General features: G+C 58.7%; 21 protein-coding genes, 1 tRNA gene and 1 pseudogene. 13 read left to right on the forward strand and 10 right to left on the reverse strand.

Going from position 1 to position 26,376, the window contains the following annotated elements; all coding sequences use genetic code 11:
• Nucleotides 1–82 precede the first annotated feature (82 nt).
• Nucleotides 83–649: a hypothetical protein gene (locus C1H69_RS00370; protein WP_102651438.1), complete on the forward strand. Its 567-nt coding sequence runs from the start codon at nt 83–85 to the stop codon at nt 647–649.
• Nucleotides 650–791: 142 nt separating this feature from the next.
• Nucleotides 792–1,769 (forward strand): NADPH:quinone reductase, encoded by a 978-nt coding sequence (locus C1H69_RS00375; RefSeq protein ID WP_102651439.1) that lies wholly within the window; start codon nt 792–794, stop codon nt 1,767–1,769.
• A 102-nt stretch (nt 1,770–1,871) separates the two neighbouring features.
• On the opposite strand, the gene C1H69_RS00380 is transcribed toward C1H69_RS00375, so the two are convergent.
• The gene (locus tag C1H69_RS00380) at nt 1,872–2,798 is read right to left on the reverse strand and encodes a MurR/RpiR family transcriptional regulator (RefSeq protein ID WP_102651440.1); all 927 of its coding nucleotides are present in this window, start codon (nt 2,796–2,798) and stop codon (nt 1,872–1,874) included.
• A 294-nt stretch (nt 2,799–3,092) separates the two neighbouring features.
• Here C1H69_RS00380 and C1H69_RS00385 point away from each other — a divergent pair, with 294 nt between their 5' ends.
• The 4 genes and pseudogenes from C1H69_RS00385 to C1H69_RS23995 form a co-directional block, all read left to right on the forward strand.
• A complete protein-coding gene (locus tag C1H69_RS00385; protein ID WP_102651501.1) occupies nt 3,093–3,887 on the forward strand; it encodes an enoyl-CoA hydratase/isomerase family protein in 795 nt (264 codons plus the stop codon).
• A gap of 20 nt (nt 3,888–3,907) precedes the next feature.
• Nucleotides 3,908–6,106: an acetate--CoA ligase family protein gene (locus C1H69_RS00390; protein ID WP_102651441.1), complete on the forward strand. Its 2,199-nt coding sequence runs from the start codon at nt 3,908–3,910 to the stop codon at nt 6,104–6,106.
• Nucleotides 6,103–6,915, forward strand: a complete 813-nt coding sequence (locus tag C1H69_RS00395; protein WP_102651442.1) for an enoyl-CoA hydratase-related protein — start codon at nt 6,103–6,105, stop codon at nt 6,913–6,915. Before C1H69_RS00390 ends, C1H69_RS00395 begins: the two co-directional genes overlap by 4 nt.
• Before the next feature lie 44 nt (nt 6,916–6,959).
• Nucleotides 6,960–7,271: pseudogene (locus tag C1H69_RS23995) on the forward strand (IS4 family transposase); the annotation flags it as partial.
• A 179-nt stretch (nt 7,272–7,450) separates the two neighbouring features.
• Here the strand turns inward: C1H69_RS23995 and C1H69_RS00400 are convergent.
• The 4 genes from C1H69_RS00400 to C1H69_RS00415 form a co-directional block, all read right to left on the reverse strand.
• Nucleotides 7,451–8,959 carry a tripartite tricarboxylate transporter permease gene (locus C1H69_RS00400; RefSeq protein ID WP_102651443.1) on the reverse strand — a complete coding sequence of 503 codons (1,509 nt, stop codon included), beginning with the start codon at nt 8,957–8,959 and terminating at the stop codon, nt 7,451–7,453.
• 10 nt (nt 8,960–8,969) lie between these two features.
• Nucleotides 8,970–9,419 carry a tripartite tricarboxylate transporter TctB family protein gene (locus tag C1H69_RS00405; RefSeq protein WP_102651444.1) on the reverse strand — a complete coding sequence of 150 codons (450 nt, stop codon included), beginning with the start codon at nt 9,417–9,419 and terminating at the stop codon, nt 8,970–8,972.
• A 65-nt stretch (nt 9,420–9,484) separates the two neighbouring features.
• Complete coding sequence (locus C1H69_RS00410) at nt 9,485–10,492, reverse strand: Bug family tripartite tricarboxylate transporter substrate binding protein (RefSeq protein ID WP_165789385.1); 1,008 nt, start codon at nt 10,490–10,492, stop codon at nt 9,485–9,487.
• A gap of 145 nt (nt 10,493–10,637) precedes the next feature.
• A complete protein-coding gene (locus C1H69_RS00415; RefSeq protein WP_102651446.1) occupies nt 10,638–11,390 on the reverse strand; it encodes an IclR family transcriptional regulator in 753 nt (250 codons plus the stop codon).
• 78 nt (nt 11,391–11,468) lie between these two features.
• On the opposite strand from C1H69_RS00415, the gene C1H69_RS00420 reads away from it, so the two are divergent.
• From C1H69_RS00420 to C1H69_RS00440, 5 genes are all read left to right on the forward strand, one after another.
• The gene (locus C1H69_RS00420) at nt 11,469–11,801 is read left to right on the forward strand and encodes a carboxymuconolactone decarboxylase family protein (protein ID WP_102651447.1); all 333 of its coding nucleotides are present in this window, start codon (nt 11,469–11,471) and stop codon (nt 11,799–11,801) included.
• A 41-nt stretch (nt 11,802–11,842) separates the two neighbouring features.
• Nucleotides 11,843–13,219 (forward strand): adenylosuccinate lyase, encoded by a 1,377-nt coding sequence (gene purB / locus C1H69_RS00425; protein WP_102651502.1) that lies wholly within the window; start codon nt 11,843–11,845, stop codon nt 13,217–13,219.
• Nucleotides 13,220–13,285: 66 nt separating this feature from the next.
• Nucleotides 13,286–14,149 carry a 3-mercaptopyruvate sulfurtransferase gene (gene sseA, locus C1H69_RS00430; RefSeq protein WP_102651448.1) on the forward strand — a complete coding sequence of 288 codons (864 nt, stop codon included), beginning with the start codon at nt 13,286–13,288 and terminating at the stop codon, nt 14,147–14,149.
• 1 nt (nt 14,150) lies between these two features.
• On the forward strand, nt 14,151–15,554 hold the full coding sequence (locus tag C1H69_RS00435) for an MmgE/PrpD family protein (protein ID WP_102651449.1): 1,404 nt from the start codon (nt 14,151–14,153) through the stop codon (nt 15,552–15,554).
• Nucleotides 15,551–16,993: an FAD-binding oxidoreductase gene (locus C1H69_RS00440; protein WP_102651450.1), complete on the forward strand. Its 1,443-nt coding sequence runs from the start codon at nt 15,551–15,553 to the stop codon at nt 16,991–16,993. The genes C1H69_RS00435 and C1H69_RS00440 overlap by 4 nt, the downstream gene beginning before the upstream one ends.
• 103 nt (nt 16,994–17,096) lie before the next feature.
• Here C1H69_RS00440 and C1H69_RS00445 read toward each other — a convergent pair whose 3' ends face one another.
• Nucleotides 17,097–17,291 carry a transposase domain-containing protein gene (locus C1H69_RS00445; protein ID WP_102651451.1) on the reverse strand — a complete coding sequence of 65 codons (195 nt, stop codon included), beginning with the start codon at nt 17,289–17,291 and terminating at the stop codon, nt 17,097–17,099.
• Nucleotides 17,292–17,375: 84 nt separating this feature from the next.
• On the opposite strand from C1H69_RS00445, the gene C1H69_RS00450 reads away from it, so the two are divergent.
• Nucleotides 17,376–19,262, forward strand: a complete 1,887-nt coding sequence (locus tag C1H69_RS00450; RefSeq protein WP_102651452.1) for an SLC13 family permease — start codon at nt 17,376–17,378, stop codon at nt 19,260–19,262.
• Nucleotides 19,263–19,399: 137 nt separating this feature from the next.
• On the opposite strand, the gene C1H69_RS00455 is transcribed toward C1H69_RS00450, so the two are convergent.
• The 4 genes from C1H69_RS00455 to betI all read right to left on the reverse strand — a co-directional run bounded on the left by C1H69_RS00455 (nt 19,400) and on the right by betI (nt 25,922).
• Complete coding sequence (locus C1H69_RS00455) at nt 19,400–21,847, reverse strand: acyl-CoA dehydrogenase (RefSeq protein WP_102651453.1); 2,448 nt, start codon at nt 21,845–21,847, stop codon at nt 19,400–19,402.
• Between the two features lie 156 nt (nt 21,848–22,003).
• A complete protein-coding gene (betA, locus tag C1H69_RS00460; RefSeq protein ID WP_102651454.1) occupies nt 22,004–23,695 on the reverse strand; it encodes a choline dehydrogenase in 1,692 nt (563 codons plus the stop codon).
• Between the two features lie 140 nt (nt 23,696–23,835).
• The gene (betB, locus tag C1H69_RS00465; protein WP_102651455.1) at nt 23,836–25,305 is read right to left on the reverse strand and encodes a betaine-aldehyde dehydrogenase; all 1,470 of its coding nucleotides are present in this window, start codon (nt 25,303–25,305) and stop codon (nt 23,836–23,838) included.
• Nucleotides 25,306–25,316: 11 nt separating this feature from the next.
• Nucleotides 25,317–25,922 (reverse strand): transcriptional regulator BetI, encoded by a 606-nt coding sequence (gene betI, locus C1H69_RS00470; protein WP_205738371.1) that lies wholly within the window; start codon nt 25,920–25,922, stop codon nt 25,317–25,319.
• A 190-nt stretch (nt 25,923–26,112) separates the two neighbouring features.
• Between betI and C1H69_RS00475 the strand changes: the two genes are divergently transcribed.
• Nucleotides 26,113–26,189: transfer RNA gene (locus C1H69_RS00475), tRNA-Met, on the forward strand.
• Nucleotides 26,190–26,376: the final 187 nt, after the last annotated feature.

Genomic DNA, 26,376 nt, shown 5'->3' on the forward strand with positions numbered 1-26,376 from the left:
ATTCTCGGCACGTGTGACACGGGCGAAAGCAGCCGGGACTATGCTAGTCTTGCGGGCTTTCAACGATGCAGCGAGGCAAGGCATGAAGGTGATTACCCCTGAGCGCGAGGAACAGCGCGATGCCTGGCTGGCACGCCTGTGTGCCGATATCTATGGCAGGGAGGCGGGTCTTTCGCCACTGGTTACCTTTACCGGCACCCGGCAGGTGCTCTTTGCCCACGAGGCTGCACGGTTGTGGGCACTGGCCGACGACCAGGAGCGACCCGGAGCCCTGGCGCTGCTGGTGCTTGACGAGTCCGGCTCCGGAATGAGCCTGGCACTCAGCGCCTCGCCGGGCGGGGATCGTGAAAGCGAGAGACGGCTGATCCGTGAGCTCGTACTCAAGGCACCGCTGCGGGTCGAGACTGGCGATCAGGACGCCGAGGCCTTCTACCGGCGCTGCGGCATTACCCGCTGGTTCGCTGCGCCCGGCGGCCGTCGAATCGGCCTGGCCCAGAAGCACCCTGCCCAGAGCGTCGACGACATCATTCCGGCCCTCGGCTACGATGATGCAGCGATACTGCGCCGCTTCAAGCACGATCCGCATTTCTTCGAACGGGAGAAAGCGCTCTTTGTCGCTGCCTTGGCGGCTTTTCCCGATGGAGCGTGAGTAACGGCCAGGCGGCAGGGCCAGGTGAGAGGATGATCGAGGACGAGGTATGTCGGGGTCTCGTCGGCGATGGCTTGACCCTCGGGGCAATCGGCGTTTGGATGTGGGCTATCTCCAACCAATGTTTCAAGGAAGAGTTGCCATGGCAAAACGCATCCAGTTTGCTCAAACCGGTGGTTCCGAGGTGCTCGAGTTCATCGACGTCACCCCCGCCGAGCCGGGGGCGGGCGAGGTCCGGGTCAGGAACCAGGCCGTCGGCCTCAACTTCATCGATATCTACTTCCGTACCGGGCTCTATCCGGCGCCGTCGCTGCCTTCCGGCCTCGGCACCGAAGGTGCGGGCGTGGTGGACGCCGTGGGCGAGGACGTGACGCATCTCAAGGCGGGCGACCGGGTCGCCTACGCCCAGGGCCCGCTGGGGGCCTATGCCGAGTACCACGTGTTGCCCGCCAACAAGGTGGTGGTCCTGCCTGACGGGGTCGATGTGGAAACCGCCGCTGCCTGCATGCTCAAGGGGCTGACGGTGCAGTATCTGCTGCGACAGACGTACCCGCTCAGGGGAGGCGAGACGATCCTGTGGCACGCCGCGGCCGGTGGCGTCGGTTCCATCGCCTGCCAGTGGGCCAGGGCCCTCGGCGTGAAGCTGATCGGCACCGTGAGTTCGCCTGAAAAGGCCGTACTTGCCGAGCAGAACGGTGCCTGGGCGACCATCGACTATACGAAGGAGAACGTGGTCGAGCGTGTTCGCGAGCTGACCAATGGCGAGATGTGCGACGTGGTCTACGACTCGGTGGGCAAGGACACCTGGGAGACTTCGCTCGACTGCCTCAAGCCGCGCTCGCTGATGGTCAGTTTCGGTAATGCCTCGGGCGCGGTAGAGGGAGTCAACATCGGCATTCTCAACCAGAAGGGGTCGCTGTTCGTGACCCGGCCCAGTCTCAATGGCTACGCCGATACCAGGGAACGTCTGGAAATGATGTGCGATGACCTGTTCGGCATGCTGAAGGGTGGTGAGATCAAGATCGATACTGGCCAGAAGTACCCGCTGGCAGAAGCAGGAAAGGCCCAGGATGCCCTCCAGGGCCGCAAGACGACGGGTTCCACCATCCTGCTGCCCTGATACGTCTTCGGGTTCTTCCTTGCCGACGCCTGCCTTCCCGAAGGTGGGCGTTGTCTTGTGCGACAGCCGGTCCGTCGGCCGTGTCGGCATCCCCGGCCCTGATCATTCGTTGCTGACATAGGCGCCCATCTCCCGCATTCGCGACTCAAAGCTTGCCACGTTGTCCACCAGGCCGTCGGGGCCGAAGGCCACGCATTCCGCCAGCAGCACTTCGATCAGCGTGATGGCGGAAAGAATAGAAGGGAAAAAGTGCGGCGTGGCATTGGCCACGGTGAAGGTGATGGCGGCGCCCGGTACCAGTGGAGAACGCAGTGTGTCGGTTACCACGATGGGGCGGACGCCATTGGCCCGGGTGATATCGAGGGCGCGCATCGTCTCACCGCAGTAGGGTTCGAAGCCGAAGGCAACCACGACATCCTCCTCGCCGAAGGCCGCCAACTCAGTGAGAAGCCCCCCTTCCTGGCCGCGTATCAGCTGAATGTTGGGCATGGCGATACGACCCACGTAGGCAAAGTGATAGGCGCAGGCGAACGTATCGCGAAAACCGACCACGGCGATTTTCTCGGCGCCGAGCAGCATCCTCGCTGCGTCGCGGACCCGGGTCTGGGTATCCGCGGTGAAGAGACGGCCAATATTGTCAAAGGCCGCATCGCCTACGTCGAGAAATACCTGATCGTCGGTCTGGCTTGCCAGGTTTCGCAGATTGCTGGCGCGTCCCGAGAGCTCCACCGGTCCGGCCTGCACGGCGGACTGGAACACGTCGCGAAACTGTTCATAGCTGTCGAAGTCCAGCCGCTTTGCCAGGCGTACCAGAGTGGAAGCTGTGACCCGCGCTGCGGAGGCCGATTTTCGAATCGACTGGAAGGCAATTTCCACGGGGTGCTCGAGCACATAGCCGGCGGCCAGCTTCAGTTGAGGGCTGAGCTCTGGGTAGGCGGCGGCCAATTGCTGATTCACGGCATCGAGACCCGTCGGTGGATTGACCTCGCCATCCGATGGTCCAGCACTGTGTGGTTCATGTTCCAGCACGGTGGTCTCCTGCGTTTGAGTGCCTGGCCCATCACATGGTGTGGGCGACGATACCCGCCGGCACGTAGTGTAACGCATGGGTTTCGTTAAGGATTGAAACAATCGTTTCCTGTTCGTTGCTTTTGCGGTACATGCGTATTGACGGCATGGACTGTCTTGGCTAGGATGCGGATAACACAAATGTGCTATGAATTTTTTATAATGTCACGCTTGTTTTCGGAAGGATTGCCCATCGCTCCCATCATGGAACATGCCTTCTGCCACCGTTCGACCGCGAGAGTGCCCGCTTCGTCCATGAGTCAATCAAGCCCTGAAACCCTGACTATCGCCCGCCAGGGCGCCGTCATGGAAATCCGCTTCAACCGTCCGCACCGTCTGAATGCGGTGGTGGAAACCCTCTATACCGAGCTGCTGGCTGCACTGGCCGCCGCCGAAGCGGACAGCGACATTCGTGTCGTGATCCTCACCGGCGAGGGTCGAGCCTTCTGTGTCGGTGCCGACATGAAAGAGCATGGCGGTGCCCGGCGCACCCTCTACCAGCGTCGTCAGTACCTGCAGTTGGGCAACGATGTGTGCGAGGCGATCTTCCGGCTCGATAAGCCCGTCATTGCGGCCGTCAATGGCTATGCGTTGGGAGCGGGTGCGGAAATGGCCGTCTCGTGCGACTTCATCGTGATGGCCGAGGATGCCCTGCTTGGCTTTCCCGAGACGAGTATCGGCACCTGCGTGGGTGGGGGCGTTTCAAAGACTCTGCCGCAACTGATAGGGCTGAACATGGCGCGGCAACTGCTATTCACCGGCAGGCGTATCGATGGGAAGGAAGCCGAGCGCATCGGGCTGGCCACCTCGAGCTGGCCCCGCGAAACGCTGTTGAGCGAAGCCCATCGGCTGGGGAGCACCTTGGCGGGGCAGGCGCCTGTCTCCATCGCCATGCTCAAGCGTCTGGTCAACCAGGGAGGCCATACGGATCTGGAAGGGCAACTGCAGCAGGAACTGGACGCGGTATTCACCTGCTCGACAACCGACGACTGGCAGGAAGGCGTCGATGCCTTTGCCGAGAAACGCAAACCGAATTTCAAGGGCCAGTGACAGGCCAGGGTAATCGAGACATGAATCCCATTGAAGGACATCTGCCAATCCGCAGCCCGCTCCATGACATCCTTGCGCCCGCCGGCATTGCCGTGATCGGCGCCTCGAACGATCCTACCAAGCGCGGTTACAAGGCCATGGTCGGCCTGATCAAGGATGGCTACCGTGGTGACATCTTCCCGGTCAATCCCAAGGCCGACATGGTCCTGGGCGTCAAGGCCTGGCCATCGGTGACGGCCATTCCCGGCAATCCGGAACTGGCCTTGATCTGTACGCCGGCTGCCTCGGTACCGGGTCTCGTTGCAGAGTGCGGGCGCCGTGGCATCAAGGGCGCGATCATACTGGCCAGTGGTTTTGCCGAGGTCGGTAGCGACGGGGCAGCACTCGAGCGCGAGATGATGGCCAAGGCCGAAGCGCACGGCGTGCGGATCATCGGTCCCAACACCTCGGGCGTGTTCAACCTGCACCACCGGGTCAACCTGTTGGCGCTGGACAATGTCAAGCCCGGCGATGTGGGGATCATTTCCCAATCGGGCAACATGTTGCTGGCACTGGCCCTGGAGGCCCAGCACAACGGCCAGGTGGGCTTCAGCACCTACGTGGGCCCGGGCAACCAGAGCGATATCGGCTTCGATGACTACCTGCGTTATCTGGGCGAAGACGAAAATACCCGGGTCGCCACGCTCTATGTGGAAGGTTTCCGCGATGGCCGCAAGTTCCTCGAGGTCGCCCGTGATGTCACCGCCATGAAACCGGTGGTGGTCTACAAGTCCGGCTCCACCGAGGAAGGGCAGAAAGCCGCCAGCTCGCACACTGGGGCGCTGGCCGGCAGCTATGCCATGACGGTGGACCTGCTGCGCCAGGCCGGGGTCAGCGTGGTGCAGTATTCCGACGAGATCCTGCCCGTGGCCGAGGGCCTGGGCCTGCTGCAGAAGGCCCGCGGCAAGCGGGTGGCGGTGATCTCCGATGGCGGCGGCCAGGCGACCATCGCCTCTGACCGCCTGGCCGAGGCAGGGCTCGAACTTGCCGCGTTGAGCGAGTCCACGCGGCAGCGGCTGCGTGACGTGCTGTTTCCCCAGGCGTCCACGGTCAACCCTGTCGACGTGGCGGGTTCCACCGATGCCAACCCATCATTGCTGGCGACCTGCATGGAGATCGTTGCCGAGGACGACAACGTCGACAGCGTCTTTCTCGTCGGCATGTTCGGCGGCTACAGCATCCGCTTCGCCGAGTCGTTGATGGGTGACGAAATGCGCGGCGCCGAGGCCATGGTAGACCTTGCCAGGTCCACGACGAAACCGCTGGTCATCTACAGCCTCTATACGCCGATCAAGCCGCCGGCACTGCGCCGCCTGCACGAGGCCGGGCTGCCGGTCTACGCTTCCATCGAACAGTCGGTACGCGTGCTTGCCGCACTGGGCGAGCGCGGCCAGTACCTGGCCCAGAACCAGCGGCAGGTGCGTGAAACGGCGCTTGCGCCCAAGCCGGAACTGTCCGGCCTGTTCCAGCGGGCGCAGGCGGAAGGCCGCGACCTCTTCGAGCACGAGGCCAGGCAACTGCTGCGTGAGCACGGTATCGATGTGCCCATGGAGCGGGTGGCCAGGAGCGAGCCGGAGCTGGAAGCCGTCGCCGGTGAGTTTGGCGATGTCCCGCTGGCGATGAAGGTGGTCTCGAAGGACATCCTTCACAAGTCCGACGCCGGTGGCGTCAAGCTCGGCCTCGTCGGCGAGCAGGCCCTGCAGCGGGCGCGTGCCGATATCCTGGATTCGTGCCGGATCTACGATCCGGACGCCGTCATCGAAGGCATGCTGGTCACTCCCATGGCGAGGAAAGGGGTCGAGGTGATCGTCGGGGTGGTACGCGATCCCATCTTCGGCCCGGTGCTCATGTTCGGCCTGGGAGGGGTCTTCGTCGAGATACTCGAGGACGTGGCATTCCGTTCCATTCCATTGTCTCGCCATGACGCGGCCAGCATGGTCGAGCAGATCAAGGCGAAGAAGATACTTGCCGGCGTCCGCGGTGAGCCGGCGGTCGACAAGGAGGCGTTGATCGACCTGCTGCTCACGGTATCGCGCATTGTCGAGGCCTATCCGCAGCTCTCCGAGCTGGATCTCAATCCGGTGATCGTCCATGCCGATGGGTATGCGGTGGTGGATGCCCGGGTTATCGTGGAGCGCGACACCCAACATACGCTTCAGTACAAGGAGTCCGTTGCATGAGCGAGCCCTCGTCCCAGTTGCCCGGCCTGCAGGATGCCCGGCTGTCACTCGAAGGAAGGGTAGCGACCCTGACCCTGGATCGCCATGACGTCCGTAATGCCCTGACCGGTACCGCGCTGGTCGATGACATCGTCATGGCGGCCGAATGGGTCAACCAGTGTGACGACGTGTCGGTGCTGGTGATCACGGGAGAAGGCTCGGCTTTCTCGGCCGGCGGTAACGTCAAGGACATGGCCAGCCGCGGTGGCGACTTTGCCGGTGACGTGGCCGAGGTGGCCGCACGATATCGGCGCGGAATCCAGCGTATCCCGCTGGCGCTTCAGTCCGTGGAGGTGCCTGTCATTGCCGCGGTCAATGGCCCAGCCATCGGTGCCGGCTTCGACCTGGCCAACATGGCCGATATCCGCATCGCCTCGAGCAAGGCGAAGTTCGGTGAAACGTTCCTCAACCTGGGCATCATTCCCGGCGACGGGGGAGCCTGGTTCATGCAGCGTCTGATCGGCTACCAGCGCGCTTTCGAGCTGACGCTGTCCGGTCGCGTCATCGATGCCGAGGAGGCGAAAGGCTACGGCATCGTGCTGGAGGTCACTGAGCCCGATGCCCTGATGGCGCGTGTCGGAGAGCTTGCCGCGCGAATCGCTGCCCAGCCACCCAGGGCGACCCGGCTGACCAAGAGGCTGATGAAGATGGGGAGCCGGATGGAGCTCAAGGACTTTCTCGATGTCTGCGCGGTGTTCCAGGGAATGTGTCACAACGAGCCGGAACATCTCGAGGCGGTCAATGCAATGCTGGAGAAGATGGCCAAGTAGTTCATTCCATTGATTCCTCGGGCCCGGCTTCGGCCTAATGCCACCTCGACATCATGTTGCCCAACAAACGCTCCTTCGTTGCGTACAGTGCCGTGGTGCAGGCGTACCAGCGGCTATGGTCGACCTGTCAATCGGGTCTTCGAGCAGACTCAGGCCCTGTGGCATCAGCAGCGCCGCGCCGCATCCCCACTGGTGCGGGCTGACGCTGCTGGGCGCCGATGGAGTGGTCTGGCGCAGCCCCGATTCTCCAGAGAATCAGAAGGCATTCGCACGCACGTTGCAATGCCCAAGGGGAAGCGAGCGACCCGCAAGTTCGCATGGTGTGCCAGACCCATTTAGTGACGGGCTCGGTTTGGAACCACCCCTCCAAGGTTCAGAGCCTAACAGCCGCTTGAGGCTCACTAGTTTGACAGTAGGGAGAGTGATACGCCTTGACGCGAATCTTGACGTTGTGGTCGAAGACGTGTTTGACCGTAACGAGTAAATACATTGCTTAGGCTCCAGTTATATTGCTTACAACCAGGCTGTAGACACATCACCATTGTGCAGCAATACGAATACGCCAGTTGCGATAGCCGCTAAATATTATCCAAAGAAGTAGAAAGGCTGTAATCGCCAATATGGTCCCGCTGATCGGCCGTTCGATGAAGGTCATGAGATCGCCGCGGGAGATCAGCATTGACCGACGGAAATGGTTTTCCATGAGTGGGCCAAGCACGAACCCCAAAAGCAGCGGTGCCACGGGAAAGTGAAGTATTCTAAGTGTGTATCCCAGCACGCCGAAGGCGATTACCACCCAAATCTCGAAGATATTATAGGTGGCTGTATAGACGCCTATACAAATGAATACGAGGATTGAAGGATAAAGTAGATGGTAAGGAATCAGCAGTACCTTGACCCAAACCCCGATCATTGGAGCGTTTAGGATAACCAATAAGATATTACCAATCCAAAAACTCATGACGACACCCCAGAAAAGATCCGGCTCCTGTGTCATGAGCTGTGGGCCGGGAGTTATTCCATGCATAATAAGTGCCGCAAGCATGAGCGCCATGGTTGCGCTGCCGGGAATGCCCAGTGATAAGGTAGGAATAAAAGCAGTCTGATCAGCAGCGTTATTTGCAGCCTCGGGGGCAACCACTCCCTCAATCGCCCCCTTACCAAACCGAGAAGGATCTTTGGCTACGCGTTTTTCAATCGCATAGGACATAAAAGAGGCAATGGATGAGCCGGTTCCGGGTAAAGCACCCATAATCGAACCAAGCCCAGCGCCTCGAAAAATAGGTAACCATGATTCCTTTCGTTCTTGGGTGGAAGGAAATATTGCCTTCCACTTGAAGTTAGATTTATCAATTAACGTCATTTGGCTCTGTCGCGCACTGGCTATAATTTCCGACACACCAAATAAGCCCATCGCAAGAGCAACCAAGCTGATGCCATCCGAAAGCTCGGGAATGTTGAAAGTGTAGCGTCCAACAGCGGTATACATGTCAAGGCCGATTCCCCCCACGATTATTCCCACCATCACCATGGCGAAGCCTTTGAGAAAGGAGCCATCCGATATGCCTGTCGCGGCAATCAAGCCCAATACCATTAAGGAAAAATACTCCGGCGATCCAAGTCCAAGGCCAATTTCTGCGACCATCGGAGAAAACAACATGAGCAGCAGAATTCCGATCGAACCACCGATGAAAGATGCAGCTGTTGTCATCAGTAGTGCTGCACCGGCACGACCGTTCTTCGCCATCGGATAACCATCGATGCACGCTACAGCACTTGCAGTCGTTCCTGGAAGATTTAACAGAATCGAAGCTGTGCTGCCTCCGTAAGACGTGCCGTACCAAATGCCTGCAAGCATAATAAGAGCTGCGGTGGGTTCAATATGAAAAGTAATTGGCAGCAGCATTGAAATTGCCGCGATAGATCCGATTCCAGGAATCATGCCTACCACGGTGCCCAGCGTTACACCAACCAGACAATAAAAGAAGTTCGTGGCTGTCAGTGCATTGCTCAGCCCGATCTGGATATTGGTGAAAAGATCCATGTCGTAGTCCTCAATAGGGCCAGCGTGCCATTGTTAATGTAAGTCCAAGACCTAAATAAAATATTAGATAGGACATTAGAGACAAAAAGAGGGATGTGATAATTATGGAAATAGGGCTAATTTTATGTTGTCCCAGAGTAGCAGTCGCCACGAGCATCATGATCGCTGGTACAAGTCCAAATTTAGGCAAAATCAGACCAAACAAAATGAGAGATGCCGTAATAGTGATAAGAGGCCTCCACTCAATCGCATCGAGTGTACCCGGGCGGAACAGTGCAGGAATAAAAATACCGCTTCCGGAAGCTGCCAGAATAAAGCCTGCACTTATTGGGAAAAACCCTGGCCCCATTCGCTGCAGCGTCCCAACCGACATGGTCATCAGGCCATATATCACGACGGCGGTGCCGAGCAGGGCCATCAACCCTCCACCAATAAGGTCCCTGTAGTCTCTATTGTACATAATTAAACTCCTGAAGTTGATCTCGCCTTTACAGGGCGAGATCAATTGCAGTGCTCTTGACGTGATTATTGGAGGTCGAGATCAACGTTAGCGTCAAGTTCCTGCCAACCCTCAATTTCGGAGTTTAGGCGGTTCGCTAAATCTTCACGGGTTCCACCAATGAATTCTGTACCTTGGTCCCGAAACATCGCGTGTAGGCTTTCATCCTGCAGAACGGCGTTCATTGCAGCATTCATCTCGTCGAGAACAGCATCTGGGGTGCCAGCAGGTGCAAACATTCCGTTCCAACTTGTGACATCGAAATCTTCAATAGTCTCGGAAACAGTAGGCATGTCTGGGAATACTGGCGAGCGTTCTAGCGAAGTCACTGCAATCATGCGTAGATTGCCAGCTTGGACTTGTGGCATGGCCTCAACTATTTGATTGATACCGGCATGCACGCGACCACCAGCAACATCCAGGGCTCCCTCGGTGCCAGAGGGGTAAGAAATAGCTGTGATTGGAATACCTGTTCGGAAAGACAGTAATTCCGCAGCCAGTCGAGGGGCTGTCAGCGGACCAGAATTAACCATGTCAAGCCGCCCAGGATTTGCCTCTGCCCACTCCAGCAAAGCTTCTATAGAGGAGATTTCGTCAGGTAAGGCTGGCCCTAATATCACTCCATAAGGCTGAGTGGCAACCGGAATCACTGGATCGAGCAGCTCGCGTGGATCGCCGGGCCCAATCTCCGGTTGAAATGCAAAATTACTCGATAGTGATGGAGTACCGATCAAAAAGATTGACCCATCGGTGGCGGCACGTGATACATAGTCCACAGCGATCATTGTCGAACCACCTGGGCGGTTTTCAACAAGCACTCTGCGACCCAGCTCATCTGACAGCCTTTCAGCTACCGCACGCATGACGGTATCGACACCACCACCGGCCCCGAATGGAACAACAAGCGTCACGATATCAGCTCGCTGGGCTGAAGCCGGCAATATAGAGCCGATGGTCACTGACAAACCCAATAACACTGCCATGATGGTTCGACGCAACAGGGGCCTAATGGTTGAAGAATAGCTAAATTTCATTTTCTTTCTCCTTCTTGTTAGAAATGAACTGGCGTTTTGTACTAAAAGTAGCGCTATCATTCTCGATAGTGTCTGCTTGATAGCATTTCCGGGAAGATATTCTTCCTTTTTCGCCCTCCTTGTTGAAAATGAACTGGTATTTCACCTAGAAAGCAGCGTTATCATTCTCAGCAGCAGCCTGCGTAGATAGCATGGCAAGAGAAATTTCCCGCCGTACGACCTCTATACATCTATCTATGTCGTCATCCGTCACGGTAGAGCGCAGGGCCGTGATGGCTGCAGCACCGACGAATTCCCCATCCGCTTCAAAAATGGGAAGCGCTGCAGAAACGAGGTGCTCGTTTTTTTCACCGCGTGAAATATAGTAGTTATTGGTGAGCACAAACTCAGCCTTTTCCGAGTCCAGATCGAAACCTGAATATGCTGCCAGGACATGCGCTGCTGCCCCACCTGCGGACATCGGTACAGAAGCACCTACATCAACGAAATAACGAAAATCCCGTTTCTGCCGATCCCTGATCAGACATACGCGTTGATCCCCAGACCGAATAAAAAAAGCGGCAGCCTGGCCGGTCTCAAGCGCAATATTTTCTACCGTTCGCTCAAGGCGCGTAACGATATTGGAAGTGCTGCGAAAAATTGCAGCCAGACGTAGAGTCGCAGGGCCTGGCCAGTAATAGCCGTCTTCACTTTTTTCCAGATATCCGTAGGTAACAAGCGTCTTAAGAGCACGCAGTGTAGTGGCTTTGTCCAATCCTGACTGTGCAGCAATATCGCGCAGCTGCAAACGGGGCCGCTCAAGCGAAAAACAGTTCATCAAATGCAAGCCACGGTCCAGCACACCCGAGGGAGGCACAGTGTCATTTCCGTTGCGGCTCTTACTTGACAGATTCTTCATTAGCGTGTTTCATCCAACAGGAGTTTTATTAAATGATATGCGTTTCACTCAGTGAAAAATTAGCAAAGGAGACATTCGATGTCAAGTCACTACTACGACCCGTCCGATGCCAAGCACCGCATGGAAATGTCCAAGCTCGCTCCTGACGACTTCAACGCCTGGATGGCCCTCAATTCCATCCCAGCGTCAACGACTGGAGCCCTGAGTCCAAAGATGCGTGAGATTGTCGCAATCGCCGTAGCCCATGCGACCGGATGCCCTTACTGCATTGAAGCGCACGTCAAGAAAGGCAAGGCTGCCGGCGTTAGCAAGCAGGAGATCGCCGAAGCGATATTACTGGCTGCTGCCCTCTGCGCTGGAGCTGCGGCTGCTCATGGCGGGCTAGCCATGAAATTCTATGACCAGGAATAAAAGAGAGATAGCAAACTAAATTGGAGAGGGAGGACGGCGGCGTGACGATTTCCGTATTCGACATGACCACGATGCAGCATCTCTGGAGTACCCCGGAGGTGCGTGAGATCTTTTCCGAAAGCAACAAGCTGCAAAAATGGCTGGACTTTGAAGCTGCGTTGGCTAGAACACAGGCGAAATTGGGAATCATTCCAGAAAGTGTGGCCAGGGAAATCACTGAGTCAGCCAAGGTCGAACTCCTTGATATCGGCGCGATGGCGGCCGAAATTCGCCGCGTCAAACACACCGTCGTCCCTTTCCTTAAAGAGATCCAAAGGCATCTCAGCAAAGAAGCTGCCGAATACCTGCATTACGGAGCTACGACACAGGACGTAGTGGATACCGGATTGGTGCTTCAACTCCATCAAGCCCACACGATCATCAAAGACCTAGTTGCTGATATTGGCCAAGAACTCTTACGACTTGCAATTGAGCACCGAGATACGATCATGGTTGGACGTACTCATGGTGTTCAGGCCCTTCCGATCACCTTCGGCCATAAATGTGCGATCTGGCTTGATGAAATGGCTCGTCATGCCGAGCGTCTAAAACAATGTGAACAGCGCGTGTTTGTTGTCATGGCGGTGGGTGCGGTTGGCTCCCAAGCATCGTACGGCTCCAAAGCGACCGAACTTGAAAAAGGAATAGCCAGCGAGCTTGGGTTGGCCGCATCAGACATTAGTTGGGCACCTTCCCGCGATCGATTGGCCGAATACACTAACTTGCTCGCTCTGATTGCGGGAACACTGGGCAAGATTGGCAACGAACTATTTAATCTTCAGCGCAATGAATTTGCCGAAATTGAAGAAGGCTTCACCGAAGGAAAACTCGGCTCATCAACGATGCCACATAAGCGTAATCCCGTGGCCGCCGAAAACGTTGCCATGTTATCGCGCAGCGTACGCTACAATGCAGCCATGATGGTCGAGGCTATGGTTCAGGAGCATGAGCGAGATGGCATTGCCTGGAAATCGGAATGGAAAGCTATTCCGGAGACGGTCTTAGTAACCAGTGCAGCGCTATTTCAGACCGTAAACCTGCTCAAGGATCTGCGCATCGATGCGCCTAGAATGATGCGCAACATGGCGATAATGAAGGGCTACCTTCTTTCCGAGAAAGTTATGCTTGAACTAGGCAAAAAGGTCGGTAAGAGCACAGCTCATGAATGGCTCTATGAAGCATCGATGTTGGGTATCGAGAATGGGCTGAGCTTTGCTGATTCCCTCGCTGCTAATCATGAGATTTCCGGCACATTCTCAGCTAGTGAAATCGAAGATATGACACGGCCAGAATTATACCTTGGCACCATAGGGGACCAGATCGACAAAGTCGTTGCCCGCGAAAAGCAAGCCAACTGGCTTCGACCCTCAGGAACCTAAATGGGATCACTCTGTCCAGATGACCCTTCGCATCATTCCGGACAGAATCTCACCCAGGAGTTCTCCATGCGCACTACAACATCTCCTCTTATCGATGCTGGTTGGCTCAATTCCCATCTCAGCGCACCTGATGTGATCGTTCTGGATGCCAGTTGGTATCTACCAGCTCAAAATCGCGATGCTGAACTTGAGTTTCTGAATGGTCATATTCCCGGTGCGGTGCGTTTTGATTTTGATGAACGGTTCGCCGACATTTCTTCTACATTGCCACACATGCTTCCTACAGTTGAACGATTTACACAAGAGGCCTGCGCATTAGGTATCAAGAAAGACAGTCGTATCATTATTTATGACGGCGCCGGTATATTTGCAGCTCCACGAGCTTGGTGGATGTTTCGTGCCATGGGCCATGAAGCGGTTGCCGTGCTCGATGGTGGCCTGCCGGCATGGAAGTCCACAGGTGGGCCGCTCGAAACAGGGCCTGAGAAGCCACGTACCAATGGCGATTTTTTAGCTACTCTCGATCGCCGCTGGGTTCGCTCAGCCAAAGAGGTTAAGGCTGCTTTGGAAACGAATTCAGCAACGGTTGTTGATGCCCGTTCAGCAGCGCGCTTCAGCGGCACTGAACAGGAAGCCCGTCCGGGACTGCGCTCTGGCCACATGCCTGGCTCCCGCAATCTTCCTTTCGACCGATTGCTCAAGGACGGTCGCTATGCAGATGCCGAAATACTGAAAGAAGCATTACGCGATACCGGAATCATACCTGGCCATCCGGCAATCGCATCGTGTGGATCGGGAGTCACAGCTTCCATCATCGCACTTGCCGCCGAAGCTGTGCTGCAACAGCAGGTCGCGGTTTACGACGGTGCCTGGGCAGAGTGGGGCCAGACCTCTCGCCCCGACCTGCCCGTCGCAACCGGAGGGGACTGACATGGACGTCCCGCTTCTCGAGCCACTTGCCCGGTTCACCTCGGACTTTCACATCTCCGATCGCCCTGCAACGAGCGATGAACGACTGTTCACAACCATATGCGATTGGTCGAGCGCGCTTCTTGCCGGCCTCGGGCATCCTCTTTATCCATCCTATCTCACCGCGCTCGCGCCAATTTCCGGAGAAATTGGTCCGGCCAATATAGTAGGACAGCCACACGGTTATACCATTGCCTCAGCCGCTGCGGCCAATGCCGCGATCAGTCATTTCTGGGAAGTTGACGACGCTCACCGCGAATCTACCACTCACCCCGGTATTACCGTCATTCCAGCGGTGATTGCCCTCGCCCAGGCATTTCCCGAGATCCCCACCAGCCGTGTACGCAGCGCTATCATTGTCGGATATGAAGCCGTGCTCAGGATCGGATCATTCTTAGGCAGTGATCACTACGCCGTCTGCCACACGACAGCTACGGCAGGCACCTTCGGCGCAGCTGCGGCATCGGCTCATCTGCTAGACCTTGATGTAGATCGCACCTTGTGGGCCTTTGGGCATGCGGGTACCCAGGCGCAAGGACTCTGGCAGCTCCTCGATGATGACGCCAGTGAGGCAAAGGGATTTCATGCGGCAGTCGCGGTGCGCAACGGTATTTCCTCGGCGATGATGGCTAGGGCAGGAATCAAAGGGGCCACCCGTATCCTCGAAGGCCGGCGTGGCATGCTGGCCGCCTGGCACCTCCGAAATTGCGACCTGGACTGGCTGCGCCCCGGCGACAATAGAATGATCGATACGGTCACCGTCAAGAACTGGCCAACCTGCGGACAAATGCATTCGACACTCGATTGCGCCGTCCAGATCTATGAAGCCGGCAGTTATGCCGTACCTGACATCATATCGGTAAATGTGGAAATACCGAAAGCGTGCACCGATATCGCCGACGTTCAGGTGCCGGAGACCCTGAGCGCGGCCAAGTTTTCGACGAGCTTTTGCGTGGCAGCTACCCTTGCCGGCCGCAAGCCCGACCTCCAAGGCTTGCAGCCGACATTGCTGGCCGATACAGAGGTACGCAATCTCGCCAGTCGGGTATCGCTAACGATCGATCCTGGTTTTTCGGCACGCTTTCCTCGCGAGCGCCCCGCCAGAGTAACAGTCACTCTTGCTGACGGTAACATACTCTCAGCCGAACGAGCCTTTCGGAAAGGCGATCCCGAAGCCCCATGGACGCGCAGCGATTTGATCGCGAGAACACGCGATGTTCTCGCTCTGGCCGACCGATCATTGGATGTGGATACACTCATCGATTGGTGTGATCGGTTTGCTGATCCCAAATGCTCCGAGTGGTCACCCAACCAACTGTTTTCTCTCGCTAATCTATCTACCCCTTTACACGAGGCTATATCATGACGCCAGCCCATGCAAAAGCATCTAACGCCATACTGCCCGAAGGGTTTGCCCAAGCGCTGGCTCATGTCTGTTCGAAAAACACCCTCATTACCGATTCCGATAGTATGCAGCGATTTCTCATTGAAGAGCGCAGTCTGTTTACCAGCAATGCCGAGATCGTTGTGGCACCATCGACGGCCCAGGAAGTCAGTCGCATCATTTCGCTTTGCGCGCAATGGGAAGTGCCAGTCGTTCCACAGGGAGGAAATACCGGTCTGGTTGGAGGAACAGTTGCCGGGCGCGGCGAGGTTCTTATGTCCCTGCAAAAGCTTAATCGTATTTTGGAGGTCGACGCTGAGAACTTCACGATCACTGTCGAAGCCGGCTGCATTCTCGCCGATGTCCAGAAGGCCGCGAGCGATGTGGGATGTTTCTTTCCCCTCAGTCTGGGTGCAGAAGGAAGCTGCACGATAGGCGGCAACATCGCCAGCAATGCCGGTGGCATCGGGGTGCTCAAATATGGTAATACCCGTGAGCTGACGCTGGGACTTGAAGTCATTTTATCCGATGGGCGTATCTGGAACGGCATGCGTCCACTATACAAGGATAATACCGGTTATTCGCTAAAGAATCTTTTCATTGGTAGTGAAGGATCGCTCGGTATCGTCACCAAGGCAATTCTAAAGCTCTATCCGGCACACATTCAGCGCAAGAAGGCCTTTTGCGCGCTCAATTCGCCGCGTGATGCTCTTACCCTGCTGGCGCTGGCACGCAAGCGCAGCGGAGACGATGTTACGGCATTTGAGCTAATGTCTCGGTTTTCGCTGGAGATAGTCACCAAGCATACAGACAATAACGAGCCGTTCTCGGAAAGCTATCCGTGGTATGCGCTTATCGAATTTTCGACGTCTCGTACCGGTAATGATCTTGAACTCTTATTCGAGGCCTTCGCCGAAGAGGCATTTGAAACCGGGCTCATTCTTGATGCGGTCGTAGCCCAATCCGTGGACCAGGAACAACGGCTGGCGGCGCTACGCGAGTCCATCCCCGAAGCACAGAAGAAAGCCGGAGGCAGCATCAAACATGACGTTTCTGTACCTGTATCGAAAGTCCCTGATCTAATCGAAAAGGCAAGTGCGGCCGTACTGGCTCTAATCCCAGATGCCAAGATTTGTGCGTTTGGCCATGTTGGCGATGGCAATGTACATTTTAACGTCACCCAACCAGATGGTGCCGATAGGAAGGTTTTCCTCGAACGCTGGGATGATGTGAATGCAGTAGTTTACGAGGCCACCACTCAATTAGGAGGATCGATTTCAGCAGAGCACGGTATCGGCCTACTCAAGGTTTACGAAATCAACCATTACCGTGATCCTGTAGAGGGCGAGCTGATGCGAACCATCAAGGCTGCATTAGATCCATATAACATCATGAATCCGGGGAAACTCGTAGCCTCTTGAACCTCCACTTTCCCTTCTATCAAATGAAAGCGCTGCCTACGATAACATAGTATCCAACCGTTACCTGCCTTATCCATCAAGGGTGATTATGCCGAACCGCGGATCACCGCTTGTCTACGATCAGACGTTGTGCTGCTAATTCTGAGGCAGTAGCATCGTGGACCTGGCTGGCTTTGTGCGTTGGCAGTCGTTCCAGCACGTCCCTCAGGTAGGCATACGGCTCGTGGGCGTTGAGCTTGGTGGAGTGGGTCAGGCTTATGATGTTGGCGGTAAAGTGCCCCCTATCTCGATGGCGCAGATGTGTCCGTTATCGAAAGTGCTGGATTTTCACTCGGTCCACTGTTGTGCTTGATGCATGCACAGTGACAGACAGGTGGAAGGAATGGCCGACAGCACTTTAGTCTTCGTCGTGCTCGGATTGACGCTGGTCGCATTCGTGTGGGGCCGTTTCCGCTATGACCTGGTAGCCCTCTCGGCTCTGCTGGGTTCGGTGATGCTGGGGCTGGTGCCGGGGGACGAGGCTTTCCTGGGCTTCGGCCATCCAGCGGTGATTACCGTGGCCGCGGTGCTGGTGTTGAGTCGCGGCTTCGAACGCTCCGGCGTGGTAGACGTGATTGCCCAGCAGGTGCTCAGGGTCGGCAATCGGCTTTTTTTCCAGTTGACCGCCCTGACCGGTACCGTGGTGGTGCTGTCGGGCTTCATGAACAACGTCGGTGCCCTCGCGCTATTGTTGCCGGTGGCCATGAGACTGGCTCGCGAACACAACACCTCGCCGTCATTGCTGCTGATGCCATTGGCCTTCGGCTCCCTGCTTGGTGGTATGACCACCCTGATCGGTACCCCGCCCAATATCATTATCGCCAATTACCGTGGCACGGTTCTGGGGGAGCCTTTCGGGCTGTTCTCTTTTTTCCCCGTTGGGGCAACGACAGCGTTGGCGGGCCTGGCCTTCATATTGCTGGTGGGGTGGCGGCTGGTGCCGCAGCGGGCCGGAAATGCGTCCACCGAGGAGATGTTCGATACATCCAACTACCTGGTCGAGCTCACGGTCGATGAAGACTCGAAGGCCAATGGCTGGACCTTGCGTGAGCTGCAGCGCGAACTGGAGGAGACCCTCCCGGTGTTGGCAGTGGTGCGTGGTGAACAGCGCCAAACCGGGCATGCTTTCCTGGGAGCCCTGCGCGAGGGAGATGTGCTGTTACTGGAGGCCGGCCCCGAGGAGATGAAGCTGCTTGAAGACAAGGCGGGTCTTCGGGTCGGGCTCGACCCGAAGAAGGAGGAAGCGACAGTGCAAGGGGCGGCGGAGGCGGAGTCCGTCCAAGCCGAAGCAGGGGATACGACGTCGCAGCGTGCCATGGCTGGAAACCGGGATGGAAAGACCGGAAAGGAAAAGAAGAAGGGCATCGATACCGAAGGGCTGGAACTGGTCGAGGCGGTAGTGCGCAATGACTCGATGATGATCAACCGTAACGTGATTCAACTGCGACTGCATAACCAGTACGGCATGCACCTGGTCGCGGTGGCTCGTGACGGTAGCCGCCTCAAGCAACGCCTGCGTGAGATCCGGTTTCGTGCCGGTGACGTTCTGCTGCTTCAGGGCGGCGAAAGCCATCTCGGCGAGAGCCTGGCAACGCTGGGCTGTCTGCCATTGGCGAGCCGTAATCTAAACTTGGGGCAGCCACGTTTGCTGGTGGCTTCCCTCGCCATCTTCACCCTGGCGATCATCGCTATCCTGCTTGATTGGTTGCCGGCCGCGGTGGCGCTCTCCCTTGCGGCCTTGCTCTCGTTGCTGATAGGCGTGCTGTCACTACGTGACGGCTACCAGGCGGTTGATGGGTCCGTCATTGTCCTGTTGGGGGCGATGATTCCCGTGGGGGAGGCGCTGGAAACCAGCGGAGGTGCGGCGCTGATCGCCGAAAGTCTTCTGAATCTGGGCAGCCAGTGGCCTCCCGTTCTGATCCTGGTGGGGCTTTTCGTGCTCACAATGATGCTGTCGGATATCATCAACAACGCGGCGGCGGCGGTGCTGATGGCGCCCATTGCCGTTGGCCTGGCCAACGGCTTCGATGTGTCGATCGATCCCTTTCTGATGGCGGTGGCCATCAGCGCTTCCTGTGCCTTCCTCACGCCTATCGGGCACCAGTCCAACACCCTGGTGATGGGCCCGGGCGGCTATCGCTTCGGTGACTACTGGCGCATGGGGCTGCCGCTGGAGCTGGTTGTGCTCGCGGTGGCGATACCGATGATACTGTTGGTGTGGCCGTTGTAGGGACTGGCTGGCCCTGACTGAACGACACGTGCCGGGCACGGAGCAAAGGAAACGCCCTGGCCCCTTTGAACTGGCCCCGGGAAGTTGGACAGTCAAAAGAGCCAGGGCCGTTTTCGTGCTATGCCGGGTCTGACAGGTCAGGCGGCGTTATGGCGAAGGATCTTCGATTTGTCGGTAGCGAAATCGTCGTAATCGAAATCGTCGACGCTGAGCATTTCCAGCACTTCCGCCTCGAAGCGGCGCATGAAGACCGCATCCGCTTCCGTAATGAGGCCTGCCTCGAGACCCGCCTCGACACGCTGTTCGGGATGCAGGGCATACATAGGCAGTTCGCCCTTGGCGAAGGCCTTGTTGAGCGTGCGGTAAAGCACCTCGGCCCGGTCATATTCGCCCAACAATGCGTTGTAGTGGGCCAGGGGGTTGTCCTTGGCGCCATCCTGGGCGTCCCAGGTATTGCGCAGCAGCTTGGTGCGCAAGGCGGTATCACGTGAAACCGCCTGGGCGATTTCACGGGTCAGGGTGTCGTGGGGGCGTTTCCAGCGGCGTCCCAGCGGCATCACCACGACGCGCAACATGCCGGCCAGGCCGCGGTTGGGCATGTTGTCCAACAGCTCATCCAGTGCCTGCTCGGCACGCTCGAGCAGGAAGGTGCAGCTGTAGTGGAGCAGTGCGGCCTCGCTCTCGACCTTGTCGCCTTCATGCCAGGCCTTGAGCACCATGGATGTCAGGTAGAGATTGGACAGCACGTCGCCGAGGCGAGCCGAGAGCAGCTCTCGCTGTTTCAGGGTCGAACCGAGGCTAGCCATGGCCGCATCGGCACAGAGCCCGAAACCGGCGGAAAGTCGTGCCATGTCCTTGGCATAGGGGGCGGCGATTTCATCGAAGGGCACCGCCCCCTTGCCGATTCCAAGGCCCATGGTGAAGGCGCGAGCGGCGTTGCCGAAGACCAGGCCGGCATGACCGAAGAAGGCATGATCGAAAGCCTTCAGATCGTTGGCCTCCATGGCCGTCAACTCCTCCAGTACGTAGGGATGGCAGCGAATGGCACCCTGCCCGAAGATCATCAGGTTGCGGGTCATGATGTTGGCGCCTTCCACGGTGATGGAAACCGGATTACTGCTGTAGCCGATGCCGATGTAGTTGCGTGGTCCGAGGGTTACCGCCTTGCCGCCGTGGATATCCATGGCATCGGAGAGCGCGGTCCGCTGGAATTCGGTGAGCTGGCTCTTGAGAATCGCCGAGGGTACCGACGGCTTCTCGCCGTGGTCGATGGTGTTGGCGGTCTGGTAGACCGCGGCCTGGGCGATGTAGCCCAGGGCGGCCATGCGTGCCAGGGGTTCCTGCACGCCTTCCATTTCGGCCACTGGAACATTGAACTGGCGACGCACCCGGGCGAAGCCGCCGGTCCAGCCGATGGCGTAGCGAATGGTACCGCTGGCGCCGGAGGGCAGGGTGATGCAGCGTCCGATGGCAAGGCATTCCACCAGCATGCGCCAGCCCTGTCCGATCATCCCGGTGCCGCCGATGATGGTATCCAACGGTACGAAGACGCCCTTGCCCCTGATCGGTCCGTTGAGGAAAGGGCTGCCGATGGGGTGATGGCGGCGGCCGATCTCCATGCCGGCGGTGTTGCGGGGGACCAGGGCCAGTGTGATACCGCGGTCCTCCTCCTCGCTCAGGAGGCGGTCCGGGTCGAACAGCCGGAAGGCGAGCCCGACTACGGTGGCGATGGGAGCCAGGGTGATCCAGCGCTTCTCGAAATCGAGGCGCAAGCCGAGCACTTCCTTGCCATCGATGACTTCCTTGCACACCACGCCGATGTCCGGCAGGGAGGTGGCGTCACTGCCGGCACGGGGGCCGGTCAGGCCGAAACAGGGAATTTCGCGCCCGTCGGCCAGCCGCGGGAGGTAATGCTCCTTCTGTTGCTCGGTGCCGTACTTGAGCAGCAGTTCCCCCGGGCCCAGGGAGTTGGGCACACCCACGGTGATCATCAGCATTTCACTGACGGTCAGTTTCTGCAGCACCATCGATTGTGCCTTGGCGGAGAAACCAAGGCCGCCATACGCCTTCGGAATGATCATGCCGAAGAAGCCTTCCTTCTTGAGGTATTGCCACAGCTCCTCGGGCAGGTCGGCACGCTCCTTCGCGATCTCCCAGGCGTTGCACATGCCGGCGGCGACCGAGCACTGGTTGTCGATGAACGCCTGCTCCTCTTCGCTCAGGCCGTCGTCACGGTAGTCGAGCAGCTGGTTCCACTGGGGGCGGCCGGAAAAGAGCTGGCCGTCCCAGGCGACGGTGCCGGCTTCCAGTGCTACGCGCTCGGTATCCGAGACCTTGGGCGACACGTTCTTGAACATGGCAAACAGGCGTGGGGAGAGCCAGTGGATGCGCAGCGCGGGCAGGCCGGCGACGGCGACGCCGGCGGCACCGATCAACAGGATGACGCCCAGGATCGGCGACCCCAGCAACAGGCCGGCCAGGCCGAGCACGGCCAGTACCGCCAGGGCGGGCATAGCGCCAGCTTCGCGGCGCATGATCACCAGCAGTCCGACCATGGTCAGCAGGAGCAGTATCAGAGTGAGCATGCATCGTCTCCGTATGGCGTTTAGAACAGTCGTTTGAATCCCCCAGCCTAGACTATCTCGCCGGATGTGACTAGCCCTCTCTGTGTAGCAGCTATGCCGCCCGGGTGCATGCAGGGCGCCCCGCAGGGCGGGGCGCTGATGGCGGGATGGGTGGGCTCAGTCGAGCCGGCGTTGAGGCTCGTGACGAGCCGGGGAATCACCGGCCACGTAATAAGGGGCTCTCGAGGGCGGCAGCGGTGCACGGCCACGAATACGGTCGGCGATCTTCTCGGCCAGCATGATGGTGGGAGCGTTGAGGTTACCGGTAGGAATCACCGGGAACAGAGAGGCATCCACCACGCGCAGCCCCTCGAGCCCGTGCACCCGACCCTGTCCATCGACGACAGAGCGTTCGTCGTCTCCCATTCGACAGCTCCCGCACGGATGGTAGGCGGTCTCTGCATGTTCGCGTACGAAGGCATCGAGCTCGGCATCGGACTGCATGTCCGGCCCCGGCGATATCTCGGGCCCCCGGTAGGGGTCGAAGGCTGGCTGGGCGATGATCTCGCGGGTCAGACGGATGGCGTCGCGAAACTCCTGCCAGTCCTTTTCCTTTGCCATATAGTTGAACAGGATGCTGGGTGACGCCATGGGGTCGCGGGAGAGCAGCCGAATCCTCCCGCGGCTGTCCGAGCGCATGGAACCCACATGTGCCTGAAAGCCATGTGCCTGTACCGCACTCTTGCCGTTGTAGCTGATGGCGATCGGCAGGAAGTGGTACTGCAGGTTGGGCCATGCCTCGTCGTCGTTGCTGCGGATGAAGCCTGCCGCCTCGAACTGGTTGCTGGCGCCGACGCCCTTGCCGAACAGCAACCACTCGGCGCCGATCTTCGGCTGGTTGAACCATTTCAGGGCCGGATAGAGGGAGATGGGTTGCTTGCACTCGTATTGGATGTACATCTCCAGATGGTCCTGGAGATTCTCTCCGACGCCGGGAGAGGCGTGCACCACCGGGATGCCCAGTTCTTTCAGTTGGCCGGGGTCGCCTACCCCCGAGCGCAGCAGTATCTGCGGCGAGGCGATGGCACCGCCACACAGCAGAACCTCGCGCCGAGCCACCGCGCGCCGATCCCGGCCGCGGTGCAGGTAGCGCACGGCGACGGCCCGTGTTCCCTCGAACTCGATGACATCGGTGGTGGCATGGGTCTCGATGGTCAGGTTGGGCCGTGCCTTGGCGGTGTCGAGGTAGCCCCGGGCGGTGGATGCGCGCCGTCCCTTTGGGGTGACGAAACGGTCCATGGGGCCGAAGCCCTCCTGCCGGTATCCATTGACGTCCGAGGTTTCCGGATAGCCGGCCTGGACAGCGGCGTCGATAAAGGTCCGGTAGAGCGGGTTGTTGCCCGGCCTGGGCGTGGTGACACTGACCGGGCCGTCGCCGCCGTGGTAATCGTCAGGGCCGATGTCACGGCACTCGGCCTTGCGGAAATAGGGCAGGCAGTCGGCATAGGTCCAGTCTGCCAGGCCCGGCAGGCTCGCCCAGTTGTCATAGTCGAGGGCATTGCCCCGGATATAGCACATGCCGTTGATCAGCGAGGAGCCACCGAGCCCCTTGCCACGGCCACACTCCATGCGCCGGCCATTCATGTGTGGCTCCGGGTCCGTCTCGAAGGCCCAGTTGTAACGCTTGCCCTGCAAGGGGTAAGCCAGTGCTGCCGGCATTTGCGTGCGGAAGTCGAAACGGTGGTCGGGGCCTCCGGCCTCGAGTAGCAGCACGTTGACCGCCGGGTCCTCGGTGAGGCGGGTGGCCAGCACGTTGCCGGCCGAGCCGGCACCGATGATGACGTAGTCGAATTCATGAATCTGGGACATGACATCTCTCACTGATAACGCCACGGAAGCGGCCTGCTTGCATGTGCAAGAAGAGTCGGCCCAAGGCTGGCGCGGCTGGCTGTCGCGAGGGGCGCCGGGGACAAGCCCCGAGCGATCCGGTTAGCTGTCTTCGCTGCCTCCTAGAACACCGACTCGAAGGGCCCCATTTCCACCTGTATCGACTTGGTCTGGGTATAGTGGGCCAGTGTCTCGATGCCGTTCTCGCGGCCCACGCCGGACTGCTTGTAGCCGCCTACCGGCATCTCGGCAGGGGACTCTCCCCAGGTGTTGATCCAGCAGATGCCGGCTTCCAGACGATGAATGGTGCGATGCGCCCGGTTCAGGCTCTCGGTGAAGACGCCCGCGGCAAGGCCGTAGTGAGTGTCGTTGGCCCGGCGGATCAGTTCCTCGTCGTCGTCGAAGACGAGGATCGACATCACCGGGCCGAAGATCTCCTCGCGGACGATGCGCATTCCGTCGGTGCAGTCGGTGAAGACCGTGGGAGCGGCCCAGGCACCCTTGGCAAACGAGTCCCCGGTCATCGATTCGCCGCCAATCAGTACACGGGCGCCTTCCCGCTTGCCCAGTTCGATATAGGAAAGCACCTTCGCCTGGTGCCCGAAGCTCACCAACGGGCCGAAGTTGACGCTGGGGTCCAGGGGGTCGCCGGCCCTGATTCGGGCCACGCGCTCCTTGATCTTCGTCTCGAAGGTTTCTTTAGCGGCGCTTTCCACGAAGACCCGGGTACCGTTGGTGCAGATCTGGCCGCTGGAGTAGAAGTTGGCCATCATGGCCGCATCGGCGGCACGATCCAGGTCGGCATCGGCAAAGACGATCATCGGCGACTTGCCGCCAAGCTCCATGGTCACGTCCTTGAGCGTCGAGCCGCCGGCAGCGGCCATGACGTTCTTGCCGGTACCGACTTCACCGGTGAAGGAGACCTTGTCGATGCCGGTATGCTCGGTCAGCATCGCGCCCACGCGACCATCGCCGTGAATGACGTTGAACACCCCATTCGGCAGTCCGGCCTCGGTGAATATCTCGGCCAGTCTCATGGCGGTCAGCGGCGTCACTTCGCTGGGCTTCAATACCACGGCGTTGCCGGCCGCAAGCGCCGGCGCAGCCTTCCAGCAGGCGATCTGGATGGGGTAGTTCCAGGCGGCGATGGCGCCGATCACGCCGAGTGGTTCACGGCGGGTATAGACGAAGGAGTCCGGCCTGAGAGGAATCTGGCTGCCCTCGATCGCCGGTGCCAGGCCGGCATAGTATTCAATGACGTCGGCTCCGGTGGCGATGTCCACGGCGGCGGTTTCGCTGATGGGTTTCCCGGTATTGCGGGTTTCGAGTGCTGCAATCTCGTCATTACGCTCGCGAAGCAGGCCCACGGCCCGGTTCAGGATGCGACCACGGGCCATGCCGGACATGGCAGCCCATTCGCGTTGCCCCTTGCGGGCCGCCGCGACGGCGGCATCCACATCGGCCTGCGAGGCTTGCTGTACCTTGGCGAGAAGGCTTCCATCATATGGGTTGAGCACGTCGAAGGTTTTGCCTGAGGTGGCCTCCACCCGGCGGCCATCGATATAGAGTGTCTCGGTGTCCAGGGTTGCCATGGTGTCTCCTGTCAGGAAGCGGTAGCCGGTTCGTGGTCGGCCAGTAACTGCTTGAGGTGGGTGTGAGCCAGGCATCGAGCGTGTTCGGCATCCAGCCCCTCCGCAGTCAAAGCGCCGCGCAGCCAGAGGCCATCGATCATTGCGGCCAGGCCTCGGGCGGCATTGCGGGCCTGCTCACGCGGCATGAAGCGTCGGAACTGGCTGCAGAGATTCGAGTAGAGTCGACGGCCGTTGACCTGCTGCAGCCGCTGTAGCTGGGGCTTGTGCATGCTGCTGGCCCAGAACGCCAGCCAGGTCTTGGCCACGGGCCCGGAAACCTGGCTATGATCGAAATTGCCGTCGATGATGGCGCCAATGTGCGCATGGGGAGAGCTGTCGGGCAGGGCGCGGCGGCGAGCCGCCACCGCTTCGCCGAGGTCGCTCAGTATCTGGCGCATGGTGGCTTCCAGCAGCCCGTCCTTGCCGCCGAAGTAATGGCTGATGATACCGGCGGAGACGCCCGCGTGACGTGCAATGCGGATGACGGTCGTATCCGCCAGACCGACTTCGTCGATGGACATCATGGTGGCGTGGATCAACTGCTGGCGGCGAATCGGTTCCATTCCTGTCTTGGGCACCCGAGAACTCCTTTATCCTTTACTTGTGCGGCCTGGACCCGCTATATCGAGGTTGCGTTCAAGATTGCCATTCTTTTATTGAACGTTCAATCAATAAAAAGTCGGCGCCCAGCCAGGCTTGCCAGTTCACTTTGTATCGGGCATAATCTCGCCCCGTTAACCGGTAGTCGAAACCAACCGGTACGTCAAAGGCTACGTAGCTCAGCTGGTTAGAGCACATCACTCATAATGATGGGGTCCCCTGTTCGAATCAGGGCGTAGCCACCAGAACAGTAGCGAACGCCCGTTCGGCACCATTTGAGCGGGCGTTTTGCGTTGTGGGGCAAGCAGCTGGCTCGAGGGAATCTGTCCTTGACCTTGTCGGAGTGATCCGTATACTACGCCCCGTACTTGAGGCCATTCCTCGATAGCTCAGTTGGTAGAGCAAGTGACTGTTAATCACTGGGTCGCAGGT

The organism is Billgrantia endophytica, from assembly GCF_002879615.1.
In the GTDB taxonomy this organism is placed as follows: Bacteria; Pseudomonadota; Gammaproteobacteria; order Pseudomonadales; family Halomonadaceae; genus Halomonas; species Halomonas endophytica.

Excerpts from the sequence above, each read along its gene's own strand:
- C1H69_RS00370 (WP_102651438.1), top strand. The coding sequence starts at position 83 with ATGAAGGTGATTACCCCTGAGCGCGAGGAACAGCGCGATGCCTGGCTG.
- C1H69_RS00375 (WP_102651439.1), top strand. The coding sequence starts at position 792 with ATGGCAAAACGCATCCAGTTTGCTCAAACCGGTGGTTCCGAGGTGCTC.
- C1H69_RS00385 (WP_102651501.1), top strand. The coding sequence starts at position 3,093 with ATGAGTCAATCAAGCCCTGAAACCCTGACTATCGCCCGCCAGGGCGCC.
- C1H69_RS00390 (WP_102651441.1), top strand. The coding sequence starts at position 3,908 with ATGAATCCCATTGAAGGACATCTGCCAATCCGCAGCCCGCTCCATGAC.
- C1H69_RS00395 (WP_102651442.1), top strand. The coding sequence starts at position 6,103 with ATGAGCGAGCCCTCGTCCCAGTTGCCCGGCCTGCAGGATGCCCGGCTG.
- C1H69_RS00400 (WP_102651443.1), bottom strand. The coding sequence starts at position 8,959 with ATGGATCTTTTCACCAATATCCAGATCGGGCTGAGCAATGCACTGACA.
- C1H69_RS00405 (WP_102651444.1), bottom strand. The coding sequence starts at position 9,419 with ATGTACAATAGAGACTACAGGGACCTTATTGGTGGAGGGTTGATGGCC.
- C1H69_RS00410 (WP_165789385.1), bottom strand. The coding sequence starts at position 10,492 with ATGAAATTTAGCTATTCTTCAACCATTAGGCCCCTGTTGCGTCGAACC.
- C1H69_RS00415 (WP_102651446.1), bottom strand. The coding sequence starts at position 11,390 with ATGAAGAATCTGTCAAGTAAGAGCCGCAACGGAAATGACACTGTGCCT.
- C1H69_RS00420 (WP_102651447.1), top strand. The coding sequence starts at position 11,469 with ATGTCAAGTCACTACTACGACCCGTCCGATGCCAAGCACCGCATGGAA.
- sseA (WP_102651448.1), top strand. The coding sequence starts at position 13,286 with ATGCGCACTACAACATCTCCTCTTATCGATGCTGGTTGGCTCAATTCC.
- C1H69_RS00435 (WP_102651449.1), top strand. The coding sequence starts at position 14,151 with ATGGACGTCCCGCTTCTCGAGCCACTTGCCCGGTTCACCTCGGACTTT.
- C1H69_RS00440 (WP_102651450.1), top strand. The coding sequence starts at position 15,551 with ATGACGCCAGCCCATGCAAAAGCATCTAACGCCATACTGCCCGAAGGG.
- C1H69_RS00450 (WP_102651452.1), top strand. The coding sequence starts at position 17,376 with ATGGCCGACAGCACTTTAGTCTTCGTCGTGCTCGGATTGACGCTGGTC.
- C1H69_RS00455 (WP_102651453.1), bottom strand. The coding sequence starts at position 21,847 with ATGCTCACTCTGATACTGCTCCTGCTGACCATGGTCGGACTGCTGGTG.
- betA (WP_102651454.1), bottom strand. The coding sequence starts at position 23,695 with ATGTCCCAGATTCATGAATTCGACTACGTCATCATCGGTGCCGGCTCG.
- betB (WP_102651455.1), bottom strand. The coding sequence starts at position 25,305 with ATGGCAACCCTGGACACCGAGACACTCTATATCGATGGCCGCCGGGTG.